This window comes from Nocardioides sp. NPDC127503, from assembly GCF_040302165.1.
Lineage (GTDB): Bacteria > Actinomycetota > Actinomycetes > Propionibacteriales > Nocardioidaceae > Nocardioides.
In genome coordinates this window covers 403,125-420,547 of sequence record NZ_JBEORH010000001.1, presented here as the reverse complement: position 1 = coordinate 420,547, position 17,423 = coordinate 403,125, and the positions used below count along the sequence as shown (strand labels likewise).

Sequence of the window (17,423 nt, the reverse complement as noted above, 5' to 3'; positions counted from 1 at the left end):
CGTCGCCCGCGTGGCCGGGCGGCCAGCAGGACCCTCTCCGTTGCTGCTGGTTCACTAGCGTAACTGTTGAGACGGCGTAGGGCTTCGGCGGTGGCGGCGACAGGGGCTCCATCGCGCCGCCAGGTGCCTGCGGTCCGAGGAGCGTCGGCTGCCAGCGCGGGCCGACCGGTGCCGCGGGATGGCTGTGCGGCAGGGGCGATTGAGGTGACGTCGAGGGGTAGCCCGCTGGCCGAGCGCGGACCTGACTCGTGCTCGCGCAAGAACATCTCGATCGCGATCCCGATGGTTCGAGGCTGCGGGAGGTCAAGGTCCATGCAGCCCTCCTCCCGCACGAGCCCGGTGGCCACGAGCTCCCCACCACAGGTCGTAGCTAGCCGAGCTAGCGCCGGGATCATGCCCATCCCGATGACGCCGAGGTCGTTGTCGCTGAGGTAACCGAGGTGGCGCGCCCTCCGGGCCGCGACCCTCTCCGCGAGACCCTCAGCCGGAGACGCAGGTCTCGCGACGGAGATCGCGCTCGGGTTGTAGCTGTTGTCGTCTCGGTGGATCAGCCGGACCAGTGTCCGTACCAGCGAGCCCTCGTCGTCAGAAGAGCGACGCCCACGGCGCTTTAGGACCCGCCGGGTGAATGCCTCAAGGTTTGCCTCGGAATCTGTCCAGGTGGTGAAGCCAAGCCCGCGCGGGGCCACGGCGAACGGATCAGGGTCAGGGGCGCTGGCTGGGGGCAGAACTATGTTGTTGCCGTCCCAGCAGAGCTGGTAGCCGTTGCTTGTCACCCCGGTGTCGTCCTCTTCTCCTCGCACGAACTAGCCCCGAGGGCATCGTCAGCTGGTGCTCGCGCGGTGTTCCTCGCTGCAGTGTTACACCGTCCGGCCCGGCCCTCAGCAGTTTCTCTGATCCCGTCACCTACCTATACGAGTCTTCGACGCCCGGAACACGCGCCTGATCGCCAGGGCCCGGTGGAGTGCAGAATGCAACGTCAGGGTCGAGCATCGCACCTCCCCGTTGACCATCGACCAACAGGAGGACACGATGCCGACCTTCAACGACCCGACCAAAGACGCCGAAGGCGCCCGCCAAGCACTGCGCGGCCTCGCGCACGCCACCCGCAACCTCGAGGACCCCTCCACCGTCTACGACCTGCTCGGCGCCCTCTCTCAGGCGATCACCTCGGTGGGGCAGACGCTCAATCAGATCGGCGGCTTCCACGACACCCTGAAGCGGCGCGACATCCAGCCGGTCGTGGCCGACAGCGCCCGCACCGGGTACGCCGCCTCATACCAGGTGTCGTGGGAACTCCACCGCGCAGCCGAGATGACCCGCCAGATCGCCAAAGCCGTCGACCACGCCCACGAGATCGAGGCCGGAATCGCCTACTCACGACCCGTCGAACAGGCCGCCCGCGCCAACAGCACCCCCGGGAACGGGGTCACACTGTGATCCGAGAAGAACGGCTCCACGCGGCCACGCTGGTGTCCCCTGCCCACGAGCGCCGGCGAGACCGCAAGAGACGACGCCGTGCCACCGCCCAACTGCTCTCCGACTGGCACGCACGGAACCGGGCCACGGTCCTCAGCACAGATGCCGAGGACCAGCCTCGACTGGTCGGCCGCGCCGGCGAGGCCGGACCGGCCATGCTGCGTACGCCCGGACGGCTCCGCCTCCCGAGACACCAGGACACCTCCGCAACTTGGGCTGGCGCGTACCCCTTCCTCGCCGAAGGCGGGCTCGGCGCCGATGGCATCTTCGTTGGCCAAGACCTCTACTCCGGCAGCTCCTTCGTCTACGACCCCTGGGTCCTCTATGCCCGCGGACAGATCACGGCGCCCAACGTCGTCCTCGCCGGAATCGTCGGCTCCGGGAAGTCATCGCTGGCCAAGAGCCTCTACAGCCGGTCCATCCCGTTCGGGAGACGCGTGTACGTCCCCGGCGACCCCAAAGGCGAACACACCCCCGTCGCCGAAGCGGTCGGCGGACGCGCCATCGCCGTCGGCCACGGCATGCCCAACCGCCTCAATCCCCTCGACGAAGGTCACCGCCCCGCAGGGCTCGACGACGTCCAGTGGGCAGCTCAGGTCACCGCCCGACGGCGCGACCTGCTCGGAGCGCTCGCCGAAACCGTCCTCGAGAGGACCCTCACACCACTCGAACACACTGCGATCGACGTCGCGCTCGCCGCGGCCGTCCGGTCGTACAAAGTCCCGATCCTCCCCCTCGTCGTCGACCGGCTACTCTCCCCCGACCCCGTCGACGACCCCGACCACCGGCTCACCGATGATGGCCGTCTCGCCGCCCACGCCCTCCGCAGACTCGTCGCCGGTGACCTCGCCGGACTCTTCGACGGACCCTCGACCGTACGGTTCGACCCCACGCTGCCGATGATCTCCCTGGACTTGTCCCGCGTCACCGAGAACGCCATGCTGATCTCCGTATTGATGACCTGCGCCTCAGCCTGGATGGAATCCGCGCTCCTTGACCCCGACGGCGGGCAGAGATGGGTCGTGTACGACGAAGCCTGGCGCCTCATGTCGCACCCCGCCCTGCTCCGCCGGATGGACGCCCACTGGCGACTCGCCCGCCACTACGGGATCGCCAACATGCTGATCTTCCACAAGCTCAGCGACCTCGACAACGTCGGCGACTCCGGCACCGCCATGCGCGCCCTCGCCTCATCCCTGCTCTCCAACGCCGAAACTCGCATTATCTACCGGCAGGAAGCCGACCAACTCGGCAACACCGCAGCGGCGCTCGGTCTGACCTCGACCGAGCAAAGCCTGCTTTCAACGCTGAGCACGGGTCAGGGGCTGTGGCGGATCAAAGATCGATCCTTCGTCTGCCAGCACCAACTCCATCCCGCCGAACTATCCCTCTTCGACACCGCTGGGCGCATGCGCGATCGCCGCTAACTGGTCATTCCTGCACCTGCCATCCAACGCGCCGTTCCCGAAACTGAGGTCGCCCGACGGTCGAATCTGGCCGCGCCCGTTCGTGGAACAGTAGAGAGCGGGCATCCAGTCCGCCCTGCCCTTCGAGGAGCCAACATGGCGAACTACATCATCTACTTCAACGCCCCGTGGTGCGGCGACCACACCGAAGAATGGTTCCAGAGCAGAGTAGAGCCATCCAGCGCCGTCAGCCGCGAGATGATGGAGCCGGCGTCTGGGTGTTCGGCAGTGGCCTGGCAGACGGCCACACCGTCCACAGCGCCGACGCCACCAGCGGCACCACCCTGGTCACCGACGGCCCCTACGTCGAGACCAAGGAGCACATCGGCGGCATCGTCGTCGACGTACCCGACGTCGAGACCGCCAAATACTGGGCCGGCCGACTCGCCGAGGGGTGCGGCTGGCCACAAGAAGTCCGCGGGCCAGTCCTGTAGGTACCGCAAGGTCGAAACACCGGACCAAGGATGCGCAGCGCATTGCTCATGCAGGTCGAGTAGCAGCAGCATTCGGGCGATCAGACAGCCATCGTCGAGCACGACGTGCCTTCCAGCGACCCAATCGATCTACAACGGGTTTGTTGGAACTGGACACCGGTCAGCGTCGCGCGCGATCTGGCGACGCTGACCAGTCCAGTGCTCCTACCTCATGCGCTCAGTCACAACGAGCGTCGTTCCGTCGAGAGTGTCTCCGACAGCGGCCGTCGCCCACGTGGCGATCTGGCTGTGGCTGGCTTCGAGCAGCGCGGTGAGATCGGCGGTTCGTGGGCGGTCCGAGAACGAGGCATCGAGGAACGTCGAGCCCGTCGCTCCGATCGCCTCGCCGTCGTCATCGACCTCGTCGACTTCCCACCGGCCGATCGAGATTCCCCACGCAGGCAGGCCAAACGGGTTCACCGACATCTTGGGCCCGACCTCGAGATAGAAGTCGTGGTCTCCGGAGTCGTCGTCGAACGGATCTATGAAGAAGTCGAGGCCCTCCAGACTGATGGATACGAATGCGTCCGGTGAGCATCGCGTGTAGGCGTCGAGCATCATGCGGAGATCGTCAGCGGCGATCTGCCGGTCTGCGTCCGTGTCGTAGTCGTCGTGCTGATCGAGATGCTCACGGTCGCGCTCCTTGAGCCCGAGGTCCTCGGTGTAGACGAACGGCTCGTCGCGTTCCCAAAGGCGCTGACCGGGTACCTCTGACACGTCTGCACCCTCCTCCTCCGCGAGGGCGACCCGGAGCCACTTTGCTTCAGTCGCCAGCTCTGCCTCGACGGCCGTGCGCACCGGCGGTGGCACCGTCGTCAACGCCTGGTCGAGATCGGCGAGAGCGTCGTGCAGCTGCCACATTGCCAGGACGTACCAGAGGCTGTGGGCGCCCTCGAGAAGCTGTGAGCGGTCCTTCGGATTGGACAGCACATCGAGGTGGTCACGCGGATAGTCGTCTGCAGGTCCGAAGCGTGTGTCCCAGGTGCTTACTGGCGTGGTCGCGCTTGCCGAGACCCGGTTGAGTGCGTCCACGATCGGCTCCGCGAGAGCGACAGACTCCACGCTCGTGACGGTCGACGATGTGAGTCCGGACCGTCCACGGAACGTCGCCAGGATCTGGACCTTGCCGCGGTGGGCATGGTGCGAATAGATGGCCATTACAGGTGGCTCCCTTTCGGCCAGCGCACACAACGTGTGCGCCACAGCCTGAAGTAACGAACGAGAAGGCGGCGGTAGCGCAGGCGCAATCCAACGCTCCATGCCGTGAGATCGACGGTGGTGGTTCAGGTTCATTCCCGAACTCCTTGCCTTCCCCCCACAGTACACGGTCGACCATGCCGCCTCACGTTGGTTCGGATACGCGTGTCACCTACTCGAACGTGCCTGACGTGCGCGGAGTATGCGCAGTTCCTTCCCCGCTCAGACGTCCCGGTTTCGAGGGCGTCAGGCGCAGGCTGCCGTTCCAGGTCGATGTTGTAGAAGCCTTCTTCGGTGCCGGTCGGGCATCGAACCCGCTGACGCGGACCCACGGGAGCACCTGCTGTTCGACACGACAGCTGGAGGCGACGATGTCGACGACACTCACCGAGCGACAGGCACGCAAGCAAGCCGAGCGCGAAGCGAAGCTGGAAGCGGTCCATCAACGGCTGACGACCGCGGTAGAGCAACTGGTGACCGGCGACGACTGGCGCCGCGCGCTGGAGTTCTCCGCGAAGTTTCGGAGCCGCAGCTTTCGGAACTCGATGCTCATCGCGGTCCAGCATGCCGAGGCGTACGAGCAGGGTCGCGTTCCGACGCCGTTCCCGACCTATGTCGCCGGCTACAAGCAATGGCTCGCCCTCGGTCGCCAGGTTCGCAAAGGAGAGGCCGGCTACCAGATCCTCTCGCCTAAAACGGCTCGGTTCGCCACATCCACACCGTCCGATCCCTCGTCCTGGCGGCGACTCGCGACCAGCGAGAAGGCACAGCCTGGCGAGACGCAGCAGACCCGGATGACAGGAGTCCGGTTGGTGTACGTCTGGGACATCTCATCCACCGAAGGCGACGATCTGCCGACTACCCCAGCGCCGCAGATCCTGAAGGGTGAGGCACCCGAAGGGCTCTGGGACGGGCTGGCAGACCTGATCACCGGGGAGGGGTACGAGCTGCGATTGGTCTCGAACGCCGCGGCGATCGGGGGCGCAAACGGGCTGACCGACTTCCAGACCCGGGAGGTCTCTGTCCGCGTCGACATGGACGACAGTGCCCAGATCAAGTCGCTGTGCCATGAGCTCGGGCATGTTCTGCTGACCGACCCTGATAGCCCGGATGCACCGTTCCATCGCGGGATCGCCGAGGTAGAGGCCGAGAGCGTCGCGCTCATGGTTGGCGCCGCGCACGGCATGGACACCTCCACCTACAGCGTCCCCTACGTCACAACCTGGGCCCACACCGTGCCAGAGACCAACCCCGTCGATGTCGTCCAAGCCACCGCCGAGCGCGTGCGCCGAGCAGTGCTCGGGATCCTTGACCGACTCGACACACACCAGACCGATACCGGGGCACCGCCCGGACTCGAACCTCGCGCGTCGACCGCCAAAGCACCCCAGGCCGAACACACCTTGCAGCACGTGAAGCCGAGCGAGGCGATCGGGCTATGACCATCCCGCGTCACCCTCACCTCCGAATCCAGATCGATGAAGCTGGTGCTCCCTCCTTCACGCTCAACGGCGACGCCTACACACCCCCTGGCGGCCCTCAACTGGCAGGCCGCGAGTCCGTACGCGGCGTCCTCGACGCCGTTCGCACGGATCTCGGCGCCATCCGGGTCGAAATCATCGAGGCCGACGGCAGCGTCTACAGCGGCGTGCTCGGCCCCGACGACGTCACGGAGGCATCCGGCCCGACGAGCGTCGAGCCCGATACGTACGCCTCAGGGTTTCTGCCCGGCGAGCCAGTCGCTGTCGCGGTGATCATCAGCGAACACCCCGCCTCCGACGACGGAACCACCCACGTACGTCTACCGGCAGCCGTGCTCGCCCGCCACGGCGGCACCGTGATGCTGCTGGGCCGTTCCTCAGGCACCCTCACCTTCCTCGGAGCCGACCGATGAACCCGAACGCCCGGCCCATCGATGACGCGTTGGTCAACCTGGGACTCGGCCTCATCGCCGCGCTGGCGGGCCTCTTCACGATCCTCTGGACGGCGGCAGAGGTGACCAGTCACCTCACCGGCGCGCGTGTACGTGGGAAGGGTCTGGCCACCGGCCTCGACGTGCTGAACGATCCGTTGAGTCCGGCCGGGCAGCAGCCCGTCGCGTACTGGCTGATCGCCACCGCCATCTTCGCGGTCCTCGGTGTGCTGGCCTGGTTCACGTGGCGTCTGATCGGACTCACCCACCACCGGACCGCCCGTGACCCTCGGCGTCTCGCGGGCATCGCGACGAGCCGGGACGTACGCGCCGCGGCGTCCCCTCGAGCTCTGCTCAGACGAGCCGCGAATCTTCGAGCCAGCCTCGCGGAGCCACGGCCCGAGGATGTTGGCTACATGCTCGGCAGGTCCCGGGGCCACCAGGTGTGGAGCTCCGTCGAGGACTCGATGCTGATCCTCGGTCCACCCCGCTCGGGCAAAGGACTTCACCTTGTGATCAACGCGATCCTCGACGCCCCCGGCCCCGTGGTTACCACCTCCACCCGGCCGGACAACCTCACCGCCACGATCGAGGCTCGCGCCGACCGCGGACCGGTCGCGGTCTTCGACCCCCAGCGCCTGGCCGAAGGCGCCCCCTCAGGGCTGCGCTGGTCTCCCGTACGCGGCTGCGAGGACCCACTCACCGCGATGATCCGCGCCACCGGGCTGGCCGCCGCCACCGGCCTCTCCGCAGGCGGAGTCGAAGGCGGCGGGTTCTGGGAAGGCAAGACTCGCACCGCCCTGCAAGCCCTACTCCACGCCGCCGCCCTCGACCAACGCACCGCAGCCGACCTCTACACCTGGACCCTTAACCCCTCGGTCGCCACCGACGCCGTCGCGATCCTGCGCAGCTCCACCGGAGCCGCGGACGGGTGGGGCGACTCGCTCGAGGCCATGATCAGCGCCGACCCACGTACCCGTGACTCGATCTGGATGGGCGTCTCGCTCGCCCTCTCTTCCCTGGCCGACCCCCGCGTACTCGACACCGTCACACCACGCGACGGTGAAGCCTTCGGTCCTACCGAGTTCCTCACCAACAACGGCACCCTCTACCTACTCGCCACCGGCGCCGGAGCCGGCGCCGCCTGGCCTCTGGTCGCCGCGTTCATCGAAGACCTCGTCGAAACCGCTCGCCACCTCGCAGCAACCTCGCCCGGCGCCCGGCTCGACCCACCGCTCCTGCTCGCCCTCGATGAGATCGGCAACCTCTCCCCCCTGCCCTCCATGCCCGTGCTGATGGCCGAAGGCGGAGGCACCGGGATCACCACCATGCCTGTTCTCCAGTCCTTGGCTCAGGCCCGCGACAAGTGGGGCGACCACGCCGCCAACGCTATCTGGGATGCCGCCATCACCAAGGTCCTCCTCGGCGGCACCTCGGCAACCAAAGACCTTCAAGACCTATCCGCGCTCATCGGCGAACGTGACGAGCACACCGACACCCTCACCGTCGGCGACCACGGCTCCCGCTCTATGCAACGATCCGTACGCCGCGTCCCAGTCATGCCGCCAGAGACCATCCGGACGCTGCCGTTCGGGACAGGCCTGCTCCTGCTACGCAGCACCCCGCCCATCGTCACCGACCTTCGGCGATGGACCGACCGCGGCAACCGCGCTCACCGGAACGCAGACCACACCGGACGCGAGTGATTCGAGGGGCCCGTCACCGAAGGGCCGTTCTTAGTGGGCGGCCTTCGCCGCAGCGACATCGACAATTCGGTCAAAGACGGCGTGCTGACACGAGCCACCTGCGTCAGAGGATGTGTAGGTCAGGACGACTAAACCGTATTCGCGGACGATGTAGGCGAGGCGGGTTGAGCCCGAGCGGCCGTCACTCGCGGTCCACGACTGCACGATCAGTACGCCGCGGTCTCCGCTGCTCAAGCCACAGGAGCGCAGCTGCGACTCCACAGTCACGCCGTCGTTGACCACTACGACATGCCCGCACTCGCTGGCCTGCCGCCCGAGAAGCTCGCCGAGACGATCAGCCTCGAGGTGACGAACGGAGGCGACCTCCTGCTGCAGTCGCACGCCGCCGCTAGATGCCCACGCCACCTTTGCGTTGACGTCGGCCGCGCCCCAGCGTGATGATTCCAACGCCAGCTTGTGCGTGGCCTGCCCACACTCAGAGCCACCCGCCGCCGCGTCAGGAACGGCGCCAGTGCGTACCGGCACGTCCGTCGCATGCCACGTGCCAGGCAGATCCTCAGCGACGAGCATCGCGTTCGTCACATCGGCCACCGTGAGAGCCGCGCCCTTCTCGTCGGCCACACCTGGATGCGTACAACCTGACGCCACTGCCGCCACCAAGGCGGCACTGCCGAAGGTGCTTCGAATGGACATCGGCTGACTCCGTAATCGCTGGGTATCCCGCAAACGCGGGCGAACTCCTCAGCGAGGTGTCCGCCGTCATCCCGAACCTGGCCGGCGAGGACGGGAAGCCGAGCCATCGGGGCCGGACGCTCCGGCGCACCTGGTAGCCGAGAGCGTCCACGGCCCGAGTGAGCGCGACCACGGAAGGAGGACGACATGACGATCCCGACCCAGCTGAGCTTGCACGGGTTCATCGGCACCGTTCCGCACCTGACCTTCGGCGATACCGGAGTCGCGCGGTTCTACGTCCGCGTCGGAGTCGATCACTACCGCAAGGAAGCCGGCGGCAACCTCACCAAGCTCGACCCGACCTTCCACAGCATGGCGATGTTCGGAAGGAAGGCCGAGAAGGCGTACAACCAGTTCCAGGTCGGTGACCAGTTCATCGCTTCCGGGTACGTCAACGAGTACCAGGTCGAACGCAACGGCGCTGTCGAGCAGCGCGAGGAGTTCATCGCCCGCCAGATCGGCCACGACGCCCACCGCACCCGCTACACCGTCACCCGCGGACCCTCACCTTCACCGCCGACGCTAGCGGCGCAGGCGCCAGCGCGGGCCATGCAGTCCACCTGAGCGCCCGCCATGGCCGAGAACTTCGCCGCCGACGCCCACCTCGAGCCCGAGCCCTGGCACCCACCCGAGGACGACATCGACGAGGCTCCGTTCAACCACCAGGCCCTCGAGATCCCCGAGCCAGTACGCCCCATCGACTGGAACAGTCTCACCGCCGAGGAGGCAGAGGCGGAGTGGCGCGACCTCGACGACTGGGTCAACTGGCTCCGCCGGACCTACGGGCTGCCAACCACGATCATCCCGCCGCTGTGGCACCGCCACGACGAGCTCGTCTGGGAGCTCTCCGCACTCCAGACCCATTGGCGTGAGTGCTACGACCCCAACGCCTCCGGCTCAGCGCCGCTGCAGTGGCACCGCGACTTCACCGAAGCCCGCGCGCGCCTACGCGAGTGGGTCGCCACCTGCGGTACGCGCATCGACCGCGACCGGCCCACCCGCCAAACGCCCTGGCCCGGCGAGGCGGACGCATCCACCACCGCCGAGAGCCCAATCCCCAACCGCCGCGCCGACTTCGAACAGTTTCTGACCGAAGACGCGGCCGCGCGTAAGACCGCGGAATGAAACGTACGCCCCCACAGGCCACTCCCAGGGGCGGGTTCTCCACGGGACACCGAATCGCACCCCGTCAAGAGCGCACCGTCACTCAGCCTGCACCTCATCAGCAGCCACTCCGCGAACGGAGACCGTCATGTTGCTCGCACACGCCGTCACCCTCGCCGAAGCGCGTTCCTACCTCGCCGCGCTCGCCGACAACGCCCACACCGTCGAAGGCTCCATCGCCTACGAACGCGTGCTCCTCCAGCTCGACCTCGTCCACGGCGACCAGTCCCCCGCCCACGAAGACATCCTCCCCGGCATCCTGCCCACCGACCTGGTCTACCGCCTCGCCGTCAAGACCATCGAAGACCTCGTACGCCACGGCGTCGACGCCATCCAGATCGAACTCTTGCTCGCAACCTTGGTCGAGGCCCGTGAAGCCGACACCGCCGTGAACGGCTGCACCGGACGGTCGTGATGTACGGCAAGAACGGCGGCCAGCTCCGAAACGCGCTCGTCACTCTGCTCGGCCAGTACCGGATCAACCACCACCTGCTTCGCGAGGTCACCCGAATCCAACCTCAACGAGGCGTCGAAGCCCGACAGGTCGAGGCCTCGGCCCAAATCCTCCGCTACCGCAGGACCATCCTCACCTGGTGCCACCAGGCACTCGTGCAAGCCGACCCGAACCCGAAGGGCGTGGGCCGCCGAGAGCAGTACGAACCACCCGACTGGCTTCGCGTTGCGCTGGCACGACTGCTGGACAACACCTCTGCCTCGCTGCCATCCATCTCGGAGCTCACCACCGAGCAAGACATCAGGACCCTGGAGAACTGGCGCCAAGCCGCGAAGGCAGCAGCACTCGCCGAGCACGACTTCGACGGCGGCCTCGGGGACGGGCTCCTCGACCACCGCGAATGGCTCACCCTCGTCGGCGACGTCGCCGACATCACCAAGGCCATCCAGATCCTCGACCACCGCTACCGCAACCTACCCGGGTGGGAGCGCCTCAAGGGCGTACGGGGCCTCAACCGCTCCATCCAGGACTGCGCCACTCACAGCCAGGCCCGTTACGGCATCCCCGACTACAACATCGACTGGCGTGGCTGGCACCCACCACAACCAGAGATCTCCCCGGACGCCGACACGATCACCGAAGTCCTCGCCGCTGAGCACCGCCTCCTCAACTCCCTCAGGACCGTCCCCTCGATGGCCAACCTCCGCCACCTGCTCGCTTCCCAGCGCGAACTCTCCAATCTCGCAGTCCAACGTGCCCGAGACATCGCTCCCGAACAGGCAGCGCATTTCCGCAGGCGCGAGCAGAACCTCGGCAGGGTCTCTAAAGCCGCCAGGACCGCCGGCGGCCTGGCCGGCACGGGCGCCAGCGCGACCCAGCACAGCGCAGATGCAGTGAGACTGCTAGTGACGATCCCCACCAACGAAGCGATTGACGTCGACGCGATCCGCAACCTGGTGAAGCTCTTCCGCCACGTCGACAACACCCTGTGCCGAGCGATCGAACACGGCTTCAACACCCGCATCTACTTCGTCCGCAATACCTTGCCCCGGGTCGATCCAGGCGACGGACTCCTGGTCCACCAGGCATGCCAGACCTTCGAGCCACTCCAGCACAAAGGACGCGCTCGACTCATCGCGGTCGCCCGCCGCTACCTACGCGCGGCCCCGGCCCCGATGTCCGCGCCCGGGACCGCGGCGATCACCCGAGCCGACTTCCGCACCGCGATCAATCACCGCCGCAACAACGGGCGCGGAGTCACGCCGTAGGCCGCGAGTAAACAGCGACCCGCCGAGGCGAGCAGACCACGCGGATCTGGACACACATGCGGAGATACGACCCGCCCTCGTCATCAGCTGGGGTCAAACGTTGCGCCCATAGATCAAGGCTCTTCGCCACGAGAGCAGTCTCGTCCTTGAAGTTGGATCCAAAATTTTACTGTTCGCTGAGTCACCGGCCTGGGGCTATACCGCTCTTTGGCTGCGGGAGTACTGCACAAGCCATTCGGACGTAGCCCCGAGTCCTCCGAACGTATAGAAGTGCAGACCCACCTCGCCGTGCTTGATGGGGTCGTATCGGTCCCTGAGATCGTCGATGAAGAGGTCCGGGCCGGCGGTTCCGAGGATGTTGGTGATGGAGAAGCCGTACTTCTTGGCGATCGAGGCGCTCGATCCGACGCCGAAGCGCTTCGCGTAGCTCAGCAGACGGCGGATTCCAGCCGGGCCTGGGACCCCGATTCGGATAGGTAGGTCAATCCCTCGATTGCGCGTCTGCTGCACCCAATCCAGCGTAAGGTCCAGGTCGAACCCGAACTGCGTTGTAATCGCGCCCGAGAGCCCACGGTGCTGCAACGAAGCCACCTTGGCATGCAAGGACGACCACAGGATCTCCTCTGAGATGTGCGGGTGCCCATCGGGGTAGCCAGCGATGCCAACGGACTTCACTCCATACCGCTCCAGAAGGCCTGACTCAATCAGGTCGAGCGCATCCTCGTAGGGACCCTGTGGCGAAGGCGGGTCACCGGCGACGACAAAGACGTCGTCACTGGCCCCGTGCGACTGGAGTTCTGCGAGGAACTGTTGCAGGACCTCATGCGATTCCAGACGCCTGGCGGAAAGGTGCGGCACCGGCACGAACCCGACCCGGCCAACGGCGTCGGCGGCTTGGACGCGCATGGCAGATGACTCGTTGCCAAGGAAGGTGATGTTGACCCGGGTTCCTCGCGGCAGGTGTCCGTCGAGTTCGGCGATGTGGTCAACATCCTTAGCGGTCATCTCCAAGGACGGATCACCCAGAAGTAGCGTGGTGTTCGAAGAGGTCGGCATGTTGCTGCCATATCTGTGAGGTCGGGTTGGGGAGGGCGCTGTTCGCACCCTGCATGGGATCCAAACGGGTAGCTGCCCGGACCCACTTGCCTAGGACTCGAGGCCCGCGTGGCACTCGGAAGTCACGGGCCGTTGCTCAAAGTGCGGCTGTGCGCCAACCAGCGGCATACTCACGACGCGAGACGGTCGAGTACGGCAGAGGTGCCACGGTGGCTCGTACTTCGAGCTGCCGGTGAGGGATGACGGTTGTCTTCTGGGTGCCTCCACCAGGCTCACCCCAGACGACCTTGACCTCGGCTCCGATCTCGATGTCGGGATCGATGGTGGCAAGCGAGAGTGCACACTTCTCGTTCTCGCTGTATCCGGCATAGAGGGAGAGGCCTACGTTCTTGCCATGGGCGTCGAGCACCGAGTCGTACTGCCAGGCTCCGAAATTGGCCAACGGCTGCTCGAAGAAGAGGTAAGGCTCGTCCTCGAACTGCGAGGCGTAGATTTTCGTCATGTCTTCGGGGTGCCACACGAGCGTCACCTTGCGACGCTGCGCATCGGTGTCCAGCTTCTCGAGCGCCGTGCGTCCGATGAAGTCATGATCGAACTTCACGAAGCCGCCGTAGCCCAGCTCCCACGGGTTCAAGTAATAGTCGTCGATGTAAGGCGTGACGAAACTGCCGGCCAAGGAGCTGGCGCCCTCGAAGCCGTTCGCGGGCAGCCAATTCCGGTAGTCACGCAGACCCTCGCCGGTGTAGATGCCGGGGACCGGACTGGGGATCCACCCGGACTCGAAGGTCGATGGCGCGTATGCACGAGAGCCGCACTGCTCCAATCCGAACTCGGCGCCTGCTACGAGGATCGCTTCGCGAACGCGGTCATAGCCCTCGTACGGCCCCCAGATCTCCAAGCCAGGCGCCCCGGCCATACCGTGACGCAACGTCCTCACCTGTTCACCAGCGATGTTCATAGTGCCCATGTGGAAGAACTTGAGCTTCTCCACGGGGCCACCGTTGACCTTCTCGATGATCTCCCAGGCGTTGGGCCCCTGGATCTGCATCCGCCAGTGCTTGCGCGAGACCGCCTTGCCGAAGGGTCGGTTGGGCGTTCGGTCGTCGCGCTCGAGCTCGACTGCATAACCTCCACGCTCAGCGTGATACGCCAGCCAATTGGCCCCCCCATAGCGCCCAGCGAAGATGAAGGACTCCTCGCCCTCGCGGAAGAGGATGCCGTCGCCGACGACGTGACCCGCAGAGGTCGTCGGCACGTACTGCTTGGCAGTCCCGACGCGGAAGTTCGCCACACTGTTCACCGCCGTGTCCGAGATCAGTTGGAGCGCGCCGGGGCCATCGAGGGACAAACTCACCATGTGATGCGATTGATCGAAGAGGATCGCCGTTTCACGCCAAGCGAGCATCTCGCGCCGCCAGTTAGTGAACTCGGGGGGGACGACGGGGTAGGTGTATGCCCCGATCTGAGAGTTGCGAAGGTGCTCGACCGGGTTGACTCCAGTGTCGAGGAGCTGCTGCAGCGACTGATTCATGAGTGGTCCTTCTTGTGCGATGGATGATGAGAGAAACGGGTCCGGTTGTCGAAGTCCGGAGTTCAGGCGCTTGAGATGACGGGCCCGACTGACGACCCAACGGCGGCTAAGACGTCCTTGGCCCATGCGATCGCCAAGCCGCTTGCGTCCTCTCGGCCTGAAGCGTCGTGGCGTCCGTAGCCACCGACGCGCTCCGCGCCCAGGGCCCTAAGTCGACGATCGAGGTGCTCGCTGCCTTGGCCGTAGTGCTCGTACGTGCGATCTCCCATGCCGAACATCGCATAACGAATCCCGGTCAGTGGCGGGCCTTCGGCGTCGAGGGCCTCAGCGAACGGGCGAGCACTTTCAGGGAGGTCGCCCTCGCCATGGGTGGAGCAGATGATGAGATAGAGGTCTCGCGCTCTGAACTCGTCGAGCTCAAAGTCCTGCAGGTCCACGGTCCTCACCGCATGCTCGTCCTCGAGGGACGCAGCCACGTCGTCGGCGACGAGTTCTGCGTTCCCACTCTCGGTGCCGTACAGGACAGAGATGTTCATCTGGCCGCCTTTCGTAGCCGAAGTAGCAAGTGGTCGACCTGGCTCAGTTCGCGGACTTTGCGACGGCATCGTCCGGGCGGCGCAGATGCCAGTTCATGGGCGTCGAGGTGCTTCCACTCTGAGAAGTCCACGGACTTGTCCGCCAGCCGCAAGATGGCCTCGGGACCTCGCTTGTCGGAGGCGGCGGGGAGGATTGCGTCGACCTCGGAGGCCAAGTCCTTCGCGATCGTCCGGAGGCTGGGAATGGTGCCTCGGGCACCGGTGTTTGCCCATCCGGTGAGAAAGAACCGCGGGTCGTCCCTGGCTGGGCTGGCGCCCGCGAACCCGACGGCGCAGATCACTGTGTCTGCCAGAAGCGCTTCCTTTCGGCCAGTCCTCCCGACCGTCAGCCCTTGGACGCGCTCGTCGCCGCTGATGCACAGTGGCTCGGCATCGAACGTGAAACGGACGGCCGTCGATCCACCGCGACCTGGCTCCTCGGTCCGAGCGAGAAGCAAGGAAGCCGAGGAGTTACCTCCTTGAGCTGCACCCTGCACCAGCTCGCGGTCCAGCGGCCCCAGCACGATGTCGACGTTCGGCAGCGCGCAGATCTCGCGGATCATGGCCGTGTCCCATCGCGTTTCATCTGGGCCACGCCTACTGACGACCTCTATGTCACCGACACCATTGGGAAGCGTGTGGTGGAACACATCGTCGAGGTCTGTCCCGACCAGGTCTTCGGACCGTTTGGCCATGAGGCGTACGAGGTCAAGGCTGACGTTGCCCGCGCCGATGACGACGACGCGCCCCTGGATCCGGATGTGACCCCAATCCTGGAGTGGGTGGCCGTTCCATGCGCGGGTCACCTCGCCGGCGTGGTACACGCCGGGTAGGTCCTCGCCCTCGATGTCGAGTCGGCGATCTTCTGTGAGTCCTCCTGCCCAGACCACCGCGTCGAAGGCTTCCAGCAGTTGCTCGGTGCTCACATCGTGGCCGACGTGAATGCCGCCAGCAAAGCGGACCGACGCGGCGGAGAAGAGGCGATCGAACTGTGCCGTGATTGCCTTGGCGCCCTGGTGGTCTGCAGCCACGCCGTAACGGATGAGACCGAACGGCATGGGAAGCCGGTCGATCACCGTGACTTCGGCGGACGGGCGCCGGCGCGAGATTGCCTGCGCGGCGTAGCAGCCGGAAGGCCCTGACCCGACGATCGCTACCTGGGCGCGACTCATGCGGGGTCCCACGTCACCGGGAGGGCGGTGGTGCCCCGGAACACCCATCCTCTGAACTCGGTCGATCGGGGATCCATGACCTTCAAACCCCGGAGGTCGGCGAAGAGCTTGGGAAGTGCGATGTCGCCGACCATGGATCGCGCAAGCCAGTTGCCTGCACAGATGTGAGTGCCGTTGCCGAAGGCGAGGTGGGTGACGGATTCACGAGAGAGGGTGAACCGGTCTGGATCCGCGAACTGGGCAGCGTCCCGGTTCGCTGAGGCGACCACCACCCCCACCGTGGAACCCGCTGGTACGGGGACGCCGGCGATCTCGGTGTCCCGGGTGATCAGGCGCGGGTACATCCCCACAGGAGAATGCAGGCGAGCGGTCTCCTCGAACACGGCGTTCCATGAGCGCTGTCCGCCCAGCACGAGCTCACGTTCCATCGGATTGGCCGACATCGACCACACGGCGCTCGAGATGATGTGGCTCGGCTCGTTCATCCCGCCGGATATGGCTAGCCTGATGTTGGATCGGATGTCTTCGTCAGGAATTGGGTTCCGAGCGTGGAGCAGCGCAGACAGAACTGAGTCGTCGGGATTGTGGCGGAGCCGGAGTGTTGCCTCGTCGATCGCCTGGTCGATCTCGGCGCATACTCGGCGGGTTTGCTCCCAGACCAGCGGGTCTCCCGCGACATTGCTGATTCCTGCGATGAGCGTGTGCGACCAGTCCATCATCGAGGAAGGATCCACTCCGCGGAATCCGATGACGGCGCTGAGGTTGTCAGCGGCGAATGGTACGGCGAACTCGCGGAACAGGTCGGCGCCCGGCCCTAGATCGCGGACGACCCCGATGTACTTGTCTGCGTTGGCGTTGAAGATTCGGGCCCAGGTTCCTCGGATCGTCCGTGGCCTCATCGAGGTTCCCATGGCGGCGCGATCCACCTTGTGCTCCGGATCATCCTTGCGCAGCATGGGTCTCCCCATCGAGCGGATCATGGTGGAGCGCCCAGGCTCCTCCGCGGAGCTGAAGGTCTGCTGGTCCATCTCGATGTCGAAGCACTCGCGGAACGTTGTGACGAGATACCTGTCGAGCGCAGGGACGTAGGCTACCGGGCTCTCCTTCCGGAGACGTGCGTACGCCGGGTAGGGGTCGACCTTCAGCTGCGCCGGGTCGATCCAGTCGGCAATCGGTGCGGACTGCGGCATGCCTGACATCGGGGTCCCCTCTCAAACGTTACGTCTGTCATGTTTCCC

17 protein-coding genes are annotated in these 17,423 nt (G+C 66.0%); 10 read left to right on the top strand and 7 right to left on the bottom strand.

What is annotated here, in order from left to right:
- The first annotated feature begins 1,032 nt into the window (after positions 1 to 1,032).
- The 3 genes from ABTW65_RS02040 to ABTW65_RS02030 all read left to right on the top strand — a co-directional run bounded on the left by ABTW65_RS02040 (position 1,033) and on the right by ABTW65_RS02030 (position 3,379).
- Entirely contained in the window at positions 1,033 to 1,440 is a 408-nt protein-coding gene (locus ABTW65_RS02040) for a hypothetical protein (protein ID WP_350658111.1), read from the top strand.
- Positions 1,437 to 2,906 (top strand): putative type IV secretion/conjugal transfer ATPase, encoded by a 1,470-nt coding sequence (locus ABTW65_RS02035; RefSeq protein WP_350658110.1) that lies wholly within the window; start codon positions 1,437 to 1,439, stop codon positions 2,904 to 2,906. The genes ABTW65_RS02040 and ABTW65_RS02035 overlap by 4 nt, the downstream gene beginning before the upstream one ends.
- 257 nt (positions 2,907 to 3,163) lie before the next feature.
- Positions 3,164 to 3,379: a YciI family protein gene (locus ABTW65_RS02030; RefSeq protein ID WP_350658109.1), complete on the top strand. Its 216-nt coding sequence runs from the start codon at positions 3,164 to 3,166 to the stop codon at positions 3,377 to 3,379.
- A 204-nt stretch (positions 3,380 to 3,583) separates the two neighbouring features.
- On the opposite strand, the gene ABTW65_RS02025 is transcribed toward ABTW65_RS02030, so the two are convergent.
- Entirely contained in the window at positions 3,584 to 4,711 is a 1,128-nt protein-coding gene (locus tag ABTW65_RS02025) for a hypothetical protein (protein WP_350658108.1), read from the bottom strand.
- Between the two features lie 275 nt (positions 4,712 to 4,986).
- Between ABTW65_RS02025 and ABTW65_RS02020 the strand changes: the two genes are divergently transcribed.
- From ABTW65_RS02020 to ABTW65_RS02010, 3 genes are read left to right on the top strand one after another with little or no spacing between them, the layout of a single operon-like run.
- Positions 4,987 to 6,057 (top strand): ArdC-like ssDNA-binding domain-containing protein, encoded by a 1,071-nt coding sequence (locus ABTW65_RS02020; protein ID WP_350658107.1) that lies wholly within the window; start codon positions 4,987 to 4,989, stop codon positions 6,055 to 6,057.
- Positions 6,054 to 6,509, top strand: coding sequence for a hypothetical protein (locus ABTW65_RS02015; protein ID WP_350658106.1), 456 nt, complete (start codon positions 6,054 to 6,056; stop codon positions 6,507 to 6,509). Before ABTW65_RS02020 ends, ABTW65_RS02015 begins: the two co-directional genes overlap by 4 nt.
- Entirely contained in the window at positions 6,506 to 8,233 is a 1,728-nt protein-coding gene (locus ABTW65_RS02010) for a type IV secretory system conjugative DNA transfer family protein (protein WP_350658105.1), read from the top strand. Before ABTW65_RS02015 ends, ABTW65_RS02010 begins: the two co-directional genes overlap by 4 nt.
- Positions 8,234 to 8,263: 30 nt before the next feature.
- On the opposite strand, the gene ABTW65_RS02005 is transcribed toward ABTW65_RS02010, so the two are convergent.
- Positions 8,264 to 8,854, bottom strand: a complete 591-nt coding sequence (locus ABTW65_RS02005) for a hypothetical protein (protein ID WP_350658104.1) — start codon at positions 8,852 to 8,854, stop codon at positions 8,264 to 8,266.
- A 258-nt stretch (positions 8,855 to 9,112) separates the two neighbouring features.
- Between ABTW65_RS02005 and ABTW65_RS02000 the strand changes: the two genes are divergently transcribed.
- The 4 genes from ABTW65_RS02000 to ABTW65_RS01985 all read left to right on the top strand — a co-directional run bounded on the left by ABTW65_RS02000 (position 9,113) and on the right by ABTW65_RS01985 (position 11,851).
- Positions 9,113 to 9,529, top strand: coding sequence for a single-stranded DNA-binding protein (locus ABTW65_RS02000; protein WP_350658103.1), 417 nt, complete (start codon positions 9,113 to 9,115; stop codon positions 9,527 to 9,529).
- 9 nt (positions 9,530 to 9,538) lie between these two features.
- Entirely contained in the window at positions 9,539 to 10,090 is a 552-nt protein-coding gene (locus ABTW65_RS01995; protein WP_350658102.1) for a hypothetical protein, read from the top strand.
- A gap of 127 nt (positions 10,091 to 10,217) precedes the next feature.
- On the top strand, positions 10,218 to 10,544 hold the full coding sequence (locus ABTW65_RS01990) for a hypothetical protein (RefSeq protein WP_350658100.1): 327 nt from the start codon (positions 10,218 to 10,220) through the stop codon (positions 10,542 to 10,544).
- Entirely contained in the window at positions 10,544 to 11,851 is a 1,308-nt protein-coding gene (locus ABTW65_RS01985; RefSeq protein WP_350658099.1) for a hypothetical protein, read from the top strand. The genes ABTW65_RS01990 and ABTW65_RS01985 overlap by 1 nt, the downstream gene beginning before the upstream one ends.
- Before the next feature lie 195 nt (positions 11,852 to 12,046).
- On the opposite strand, the gene ABTW65_RS01980 is transcribed toward ABTW65_RS01985, so the two are convergent.
- The 5 genes from ABTW65_RS01980 to ABTW65_RS01960 form a co-directional block, all read right to left on the bottom strand.
- A complete protein-coding gene (locus ABTW65_RS01980; protein ID WP_350658098.1) occupies positions 12,047 to 12,907 on the bottom strand; it encodes a methylenetetrahydrofolate reductase in 861 nt (286 codons plus the stop codon).
- Between the two features lie 136 nt (positions 12,908 to 13,043).
- Positions 13,044 to 14,438, bottom strand: coding sequence for a vanillate/3-O-methylgallate O-demethylase (gene ligM, locus ABTW65_RS01975; protein ID WP_350658097.1), 1,395 nt, complete (start codon positions 14,436 to 14,438; stop codon positions 13,044 to 13,046).
- A gap of 62 nt (positions 14,439 to 14,500) precedes the next feature.
- Positions 14,501 to 14,974: a flavodoxin domain-containing protein gene (locus ABTW65_RS01970; protein WP_350658096.1), complete on the bottom strand. Its 474-nt coding sequence runs from the start codon at positions 14,972 to 14,974 to the stop codon at positions 14,501 to 14,503.
- A complete protein-coding gene (locus tag ABTW65_RS01965) occupies positions 14,971 to 16,185 on the bottom strand; it encodes an FAD-dependent oxidoreductase (RefSeq protein ID WP_350658095.1) in 1,215 nt (404 codons plus the stop codon). Before ABTW65_RS01965 ends, ABTW65_RS01970 begins: the two co-directional genes overlap by 4 nt.
- The gene (locus tag ABTW65_RS01960) at positions 16,182 to 17,384 is read right to left on the bottom strand and encodes a cytochrome P450 (RefSeq protein ID WP_350658094.1); all 1,203 of its coding nucleotides are present in this window, start codon (positions 17,382 to 17,384) and stop codon (positions 16,182 to 16,184) included. The genes ABTW65_RS01965 and ABTW65_RS01960 overlap by 4 nt, the downstream gene beginning before the upstream one ends.
- Positions 17,385 to 17,423 lie beyond the last annotated feature (39 nt).